Origin of the sequence: Macrococcoides caseolyticum (genome assembly GCF_002902665.1) — a bacterium.
In the GTDB taxonomy this organism is placed as follows: Bacteria; Bacillota; Bacilli; order Staphylococcales; family Staphylococcaceae; genus Macrococcoides; species Macrococcoides caseolyticum.
In genome coordinates this window covers 1-7447 of record NZ_PPRM01000058.1, presented here as the reverse complement: position 1 = coordinate 7447, position 7447 = coordinate 1, and the positions used below count along the sequence as shown (strand labels likewise).

The 7447-nt window shown below is 35.6% G+C and carries 7 protein-coding genes and 1 riboswitch; of the genes, 5 read left to right on the top strand and 2 right to left on the bottom strand.

Annotated features, from left to right (window positions below; all coding sequences use genetic code 11):
• Positions 1-288 precede the first annotated feature (288 nt).
• The gene (locus CD152_RS08820) at positions 289-1323 is read left to right on the top strand and encodes a LysM peptidoglycan-binding domain-containing protein (protein ID WP_101141112.1); all 1035 of its coding nucleotides are present in this window, start codon (positions 289-291) and stop codon (positions 1321-1323) included.
• A gap of 37 nt (positions 1324-1360) precedes the next feature.
• On the opposite strand, the gene CD152_RS08815 is transcribed toward CD152_RS08820, so the two are convergent.
• The gene (locus CD152_RS08815) at positions 1361-1627 is read right to left on the bottom strand and encodes a hypothetical protein (protein WP_101141111.1); all 267 of its coding nucleotides are present in this window, start codon (positions 1625-1627) and stop codon (positions 1361-1363) included.
• 69 nt (positions 1628-1696) lie between these two features.
• Positions 1697-1796, bottom strand: a riboswitch (SAM riboswitch).
• 42 nt (positions 1797-1838) lie between these two features.
• Positions 1839-2456, bottom strand: a complete 618-nt coding sequence (locus CD152_RS08810; RefSeq protein WP_101141109.1) for a thermonuclease family protein — start codon at positions 2454-2456, stop codon at positions 1839-1841.
• Positions 2457-2594: 138 nt separating this feature from the next.
• On the opposite strand from CD152_RS08810, the gene CD152_RS08805 reads away from it, so the two are divergent.
• The 4 genes from CD152_RS08805 to nhaC all read left to right on the top strand — a co-directional run bounded on the left by CD152_RS08805 (position 2595) and on the right by nhaC (position 7335).
• Positions 2595-3554: a YeiH family protein gene (locus tag CD152_RS08805; protein ID WP_101141107.1), complete on the top strand. Its 960-nt coding sequence runs from the start codon at positions 2595-2597 to the stop codon at positions 3552-3554.
• Between the two features lie 117 nt (positions 3555-3671).
• Complete coding sequence (locus tag CD152_RS08800; protein ID WP_101141105.1) at positions 3672-5108, top strand: EVE domain-containing protein; 1437 nt, start codon at positions 3672-3674, stop codon at positions 5106-5108.
• A 483-nt stretch (positions 5109-5591) separates the two neighbouring features.
• Entirely contained in the window at positions 5592-5741 is a 150-nt protein-coding gene (locus CD152_RS11925) for a hypothetical protein (protein WP_157819821.1), read from the top strand.
• A 148-nt stretch (positions 5742-5889) separates the two neighbouring features.
• Complete coding sequence (gene nhaC, locus CD152_RS08795) at positions 5890-7335, top strand: Na+/H+ antiporter NhaC (RefSeq protein ID WP_101141430.1); 1446 nt, start codon at positions 5890-5892, stop codon at positions 7333-7335.
• The last annotated feature ends 112 nt before the right edge of the window (positions 7336-7447 follow it).

The window sequence follows — 7447 nt, the reverse complement described above, 5'->3', positions numbered from 1 at the left end:
AGAATATTGCATTATTAATACTTATCGTAACAAGAAAATGTAAAGATTGTTATTGAGATACTTAAAAAATGTCGAAATGTTATAATGGCTTTATTTTAATAAATCGTTCTAATTATTGATATATCAACGTTTTTCAAAGCTAAATGTTTTAATAGGTATATGTGCTAAAATAATTCGTTTTTGCAGAGAAACTTTAAAAATGAAAGGAAACTGTAATATTATGCATATATATTTTGTGTAATAATATAAATATCTTATTTTTTAACAATTATTATACGGAGGACTTGTATGAAGAAGAAATTAATTTTCGCTGCTACAACAGCTACAGCAGCTGCATCAGCTTATTCTTACCAAGCAGACGCAGCGGAACACAGAGTCAAGGCTGGGGAATCTCTCTGGTCTATCGCAAATCAATATAATACATCAGTTGCTCAACTTAAGACTTTAAACAACTTGTCTTCAAATTTGATTTTTCCAAATCAATCATTACAAGTATCGAAATCTGTAAGCAATACAAGAACAGCTACTGCACAAACAACGAATCGTCCTGCAGTACAAGGTGGCGGGAATACATATACAGTAGTCTCTGGAGATAGCTTATCTTTGATAGCATATCGTCATAATACATCTGTAAATGAACTAATGCGTCTGAATAATTTAACAGGATACTTAATTTTTCCTGGTCAAAGACTTAAAGTATCGGGAACGACAACGACAACGACAGTATCTACAACAAGACCAACTGCAGTGACAAGTAATGCAACATCCCATGTTGTGCAGTCTGGTGAGTATTTATCTTTAATTGCTAGTCGTTATGGCATCACTGTTGCACAACTTAAATCATTAAATGGTCTGACATCAGATTTAATATTTCCGAATCAGAGATTAGTTGTTAAAGGTAATGCAGTACAAGGCACACCTACTGTGAGTCCTGTAGCATCACGTGCACCTGTTTCAACTACAGTTACCAATTACGTTACACCGGTATTTGCACATTCTAATTTATATGATTATGGGCAATGTACTTGGTACGTGTTTAATAAACGAGCATCCATGGGCAAAGGAATCTCTACTTATTGGTGGCATGCACGTAACTGGGCAAATGGTGCAATTAAAGACGGTTACACGGTAAATCGAACGCCAGCTTATGGTGCGATTGCGCAAACTTCTGATGGTTATTATGGACACGTTGCTTTTGTTGAGAGAGTAAACGGAGACGGTACTATCCTTGTTTCAGAGATGAACTATGCAACGGGTGTAGGGGTGATTGGTTATCGTACACTTAATCAATGGCAAGTATCAAGATATGTATTTATACATTAAAAAAGAGATAGCGTCTGCTATCTCTTTTTTTATATGATTAGGAAATACTGTGAAGTGCTTGATACTTATCGATGAGCTGTCTTTCAATTCGTGCGAGTTCGATATGTAACGATTTGATTTCATGGCGTAATAAAAATTCATCGTTACGTGCATCTGCCTCCTCATACTGATCATCAATGATATAGTGTTTTAGCTCTTTAATTTTATTTTTTCGTGCGATGCTTCCTACATAACTGGTTGGTGTCATGTTATTCCATTTTGCAAGTTCCTGCTTTAATGTTCTGTAATCTTCTAAGTTTCTCATTATTAACGCTCCCTTTTTTATTGTATTGAAAATAAAAAAACAACGCCTCCTATAAGAAGCGTTGTAAGGTTCTTATAGTCGAATTACTCCGCAGGAATTAGCACCGTACTCTTGCGAGCCGGTTGCTGAGATGTCATTGGGCCTGTCCCTCAATCTCTCTGTATAAGAATGCGTTATTTAATTATTTTCTATTCTATTATAACATATTTTCTTATGTTGTGAAGGCGGACTTTATTCCTTTGATTAATCCATCAATCGCTGCATCTAGTATGCGATGCAGTGATTCTCTAATCTTCAGCATAATATCTGTCTCTTGCTGTCTTTCTTCTTTAGAAGAATTAAACCCTTCTCCGTCTATGTTTACATACCCTTTAAGAGACCATATTTTTAACCTTTCAGCTTTAGCCTTTCGTTCTGCTGCCAACATACGATTTAAATAATCTTTTTGTTGATACACATAACCAACTCGAGCATATCCTTGTCTGACCAGCTGTTCATTAATCATTGTATTACCACAGTAAAGATAGACTAAATCTCTGCCGTATCGATCAGTTTTACCTTTTGTATCATATTGAACACTAAGATCACAGGTCTTTACAAGCGATTCTGTATAACGGGCTGCTTCAAGAGCATAAGGCTGAACCGGTGTATTTGGTTTTTTTGATTCAGGTGTATCAATAAGTAATAGACGGACTGTCTTTTTACGGTTATTGATTTTTAATGAAACTGTATCTCCATCAATAGCGTGATCGAAGGTCGCCGGTATCATGGGCATATCACTTTGAAAGGATGAAAAGTTTAATGTGAGAAACAATAATAATAAATTCAATTTAATACCTCTTTTTTAGCAATATCTTTTAATTATAAACAAACATACGTTCGTAATCAATGGATATAATGAATTCGTGCTTTAGATATCACCTTATGTTAGATATAATAGACTCAACTAGAAGGTGGAGGCGATGTGATGAAAGTTAAAGGAGTCTTTTTGTGTCTATTAGTTGCACTAATTGCCACATACTTAGGTTATATTTTCCCGTTGGTTGGAAGTATGATTTTCAGTATTATTATTGGTATAATCATCGGTAATTTAATAAATACAGCACCTTATGAAGAAGGTATTAAATATAGTGGTAAGAAGTTACTTCAATACGGCATTATTTTGATGGGATTTACGCTTAGTTTTAAGACAGCATTAAGTCTAGGTGCTTCATCCTTTCCACTCATCATCACGAGCATCGCTGCCGCTTTAATTGTAGGGGTTTTAGTGGGCAGGTTATTTGGTGTTAACCAGCGTTTAAGCACTTTAATCGGCGTAGGTACAGCGATTTGTGGAGGATCAGCAATTGCAGCAGTAAGTCCAATAATTAAAGCCAAAGATGAAGAGATTGCATTTTCCATTGCTACAATTTTCCTATTTAACATTATTGCAGTATTTCTCTTTCCGACAGCCGGTCATTGGTTACAATTTAGTGATACAGGCTTTGGATATTTTGCAGGAACAGCGATAAATGATACAAGTAGTGTAGTTGCAGCAGGGTATGCGTTTAGTGAGGATGCTGGAGATACAGCAACGGTCGTCAAACTCGTGCGTGCCCTTATGATAGTGCCAATTTGTATAGTATTCGCATTATTGCAGGTAGGACAATCTTCTGTAAATTTAAAAACGGTCTTCCCTTGGTTTATATTGTATTTTTTTATAGCGAGTATCGTTGCAAGTATTATTCCGATACCGGATTATGTCACATCATATATTAAGACTTTATCTACATTTTTAATGAGTACAGCTTTAGCTGGAATAGGTATGACGGTGGATATACGCAAGTTTTTTAAAGTAGGTATCAAACCGCTAGCGTTAGGTGCAATCACATGGATGGTTGTAATTGTAATGAGTTTAGTTATGCAGCAAGTATTACATATATGGTAGGTGAGTATAATGAAAAAGAAACTGTCATTTTCAGTATTGCTTGCGTTTCTTGCAGTGCTGCTTAAGAAAGATAAAGCAAAATAAAAAGAATTATAAGTGGATTTAGGAGGAAGTTGTGTGAATTATTTTTGGTTGAATTGTGGTTATAACAGATTTAATCATTTTGAGGATTTGATGAACCAAGTCTCAGTTTTTGATTCAACAGTACATTTTAATCCGAATGAAGGATACCAGGCATTTAAACGTGCAAACCCTGGAGATCGCGTCATCTTTTACCTTGTACAAAATAAAATTGGTTTGCTTGGGGCTGGAGAAGTACTTAAAGTCGAAGAGCCAAGACGCGGACAAATTAAAATCCATTTTAAATATGATACAAAGCTTGCACCTTTTACGAAAGATTATTTAATTCGAGATGAAAATTTAAAAGAAACGATACAAAGCATGAAAGAGCAGTTGCTGAATCCAATTTCAGAAGCGGACTATAACAAAATCATTAATGTCGGACAGTATAAAGAAAAAATCAATCGTTACTTCTTAATGAAAGAAGAAATACCATTTGAATCAGGTGTTGAGTATACCATTTATGTGAGCAATATTAACGGTGTACATCGTTTAGGCTATAAACATTATGGAGAAATGCAGCCAGAAGATAAAGTCATTATCTATAAAACGAAGCCAGAACGCGGGATATATGGTATCGCAGAAGTCGTTAAAGGGAAACATGGGAATAAACCTGTACCCGGGAGAACAGATGCAACTGCAATTATCATTAAATATATCGAAGATGTGACACCTCGAACAATATATGAATTAGATCGTGAACTGATGTTGCGCGCACAATATTTCTTAGACGAAAAATGGAATGAATCTGTGACAGAGATTACTAAAAATCAATATCAAGCCATGTTAGAACCATCTGAAATGAAAGCGACCCCTACAGCACCTTCCATAAATGAAGTGATAGAAGCGGCACAATACAGCGCGCGAAAAGCAGCAATGGATAAGAAATTCTTTGAGGCAAAGCGATTATCGAATACAACAAAAAACATTGCATTAGAACAACATGACGTAACAGTTCAGCAGAAGCTCTTTCATATCTTCAGCCTACCACAACATGTAAACGGGATGAAAACAGTTGTTAAATTTATGAAATTAGATGCGCATGCAGTTAAATTGTTTATTGCGGATGGAACTTGGAAGCAAGCAAACCTTTACGGGGAATATATTAAGTCAGGTCAACACTATACATATAATCGTGGAATCATCACTGAAGCACTTGCTGCTGAAGTGCCAGATACAGTTATCATAGAGCATATTGATCATGTGACGACAGAGCAACTTAAACCATTAATTTATGCGGCACAAGGAACGATAGTATCGCTACCTGTGCTAGAAGAACAACAGCGTGCGACAATTGGACCAGTTGGAAGCGGTGCAACCTTCGAAGTACCAAAAGACTTTAGGATTATAGGGATTACAACCTCTGATGTAACAGAATTTAAAGCTGCATTTCCAGAGTATATTACCGCAACGATGAAATTCTATAAATATTAAAAAATTCTTAATTAATATTTTTTATAGGAGTGTCTGTTTATTAGTACATTATTCAAGAGATGAACCATCATAATGTGGAATGATATGAAGATAAAATGCAAGTACTTCAAACGCTAGTGCAACTTAGTGGCGACACTTTACTATTGCTGAAATCATCCGCTAAAAATATAAAATCTCCTGAAGTCGCTAACGAACGTCCGAATCAACACTGAGATATAAAATATTTAAAAGCACTAAAATGTAGGATGTGAATCTCCTGATTTTTAGTGCTTTTAAATTTAAGTAGAAAAATAATGAATACGATGATAAATAAATCAAATGAGAATAAGTGACATGATAATAGCGATACCACTGAATATTACTTTACCCCTTTTTAGCTTCCCATTCCTTATACATTTGGTTATATTTTGTAATATAAATGTAATTTGAATTTTCTGATAAAATAGGTATACTTATTATAGTGTGAAAAATAGGAGGGTGTTTATGGATGTTTTAATGCAATTAGATATATATCATGATTTATTCCTCCAGATGTTCGTGGGCCCTAATAATGCAATTGCTGCCTCATTTATCACTATGACTGGAATGGCGATTACATTTGTTGTAGACAAGCTTAGTTCAGATGAAAAATGACAAATATTTTGAGAATCTTCCTATTAAATAGATGTTTTAAAGGAAGATTTATTTTTTTGGAGTGATTTGAAAAATTATTATAGATTTTCTTCCGTTGTTACTTTAAAATGTAATAAGAAAGCGTTTTCATCAAAAGGGAGAATGAAGGATGGGGAAAGAAAAGAAAGCATTTGAAAGAAAAGCGATTAATGTTTTTTGGGCATTAGTGCCTCTATTTGTTATGATTGTCTGTATGCTGTTCTGGGTTGTAAAACTTAAGCAAGCACCACATATTCCATTGATGATCGGTACTGCTGTCGCAGCAATTGTGGCACATAGACATGGTTTTACTTGGGAACAAATTGAAGAAATGATGTATAGAGGGATTAAGATGGCGCTACCTGCGATTGTCATTATCATCCTTGTTGGTTTAGTCATTGGAGCATGGATTGGTGGGGGCATCGTTGCAACAATGATCTATTATGGTTTGAAGATGATTTCTCCTTCAATGTTCCTTGTAACAATTTGTATTATTTGTGGTATTGTTGCACTTGCCATTGGCTCTAGCTGGTCCACAATGGCGACAGTAGGTGTTGCAGGTATGGGAATCGGTTTGAGTATGGATATTCCAGCGGGTATGATTGCAGGTGCAGTTATTTCAGGGAGTTACTTTGGTGATAAGATGAGCCCGTTATCTGATACGACGAATTTAGCTTCAGGTTTAACAGGTACAGATTTATTTGATCATATTAAGCATATGTTTTTCACAACAATTCCGGGTATTATTATTGCATTGATTGCATACTTTTTTATTGGTCGTCAGTTTAGCGGTGGTCATCTAGATACGACGAAGATTGATTCAATCACGAAAGCAATGGAAGCGCAGTTTACATTATCACCCTGGTTATTGTTAGTGCCTGTCGTTGTCATTGTACTTGTGGCGCTTAAAGTCCCAGCAGTCCCAGCACTTGTCGTCGGTATAATATTAGGGGCTGGGTGTCAATTCTTTATTCAAGGAGATAGTTTACAAATTATCGCGAAGACGTTACAGGAAGGTTATGTGATGAAATCGGATAATAAACTTGTAATGGAGTTATTCAACAAAGGTGGTCTGGAATCTATGTTCTTTACGATTTCGATGACGATTGTTGCCATGACGTTTGGTGGAATTCTAGAGTTCAGTGGTATGTTACAAGCATTGATTTCAAAGATTTTACTTGTGGCGAAATCTACGGGTAGTTTGATTGCAGCAACATTGTTAAGCTGCTTTACAGTGAATGCTACATGTTCAGAGCAATATATTAGTATTGTAGTACCAAGTCGTATGTACTTAAAGGCATTTATTGATAAAGGTCTGCACCCGAAAAACTTATCACGTTGTCTAGAAGATAGTGGTACACTGACAAGTGTATTCGTACCGTGGAATACATGTGGTGTATTCATTTTTGCAACACTAGGTGTACATGTATTTGACTATGCGCCATATGCAATTTTAAATTTTGTAGTACCATTCATTTCACTTGTTTATGGTTATACTGGGTTCAAGATTGTTAAGATCAATAAAGAAGAACAGCAGGGATTTTTACGACAACAAGTACAATCTGCAGAATTATAAAAAACTGGATGCACATTGAGGGCACTGCACCCTTACTAAGGGAGCTCAATAAAAACACTATTTTCTAGGCTGCTAATTTCCTATATTCTATAGGGGATAAGTAGCCTAGTTT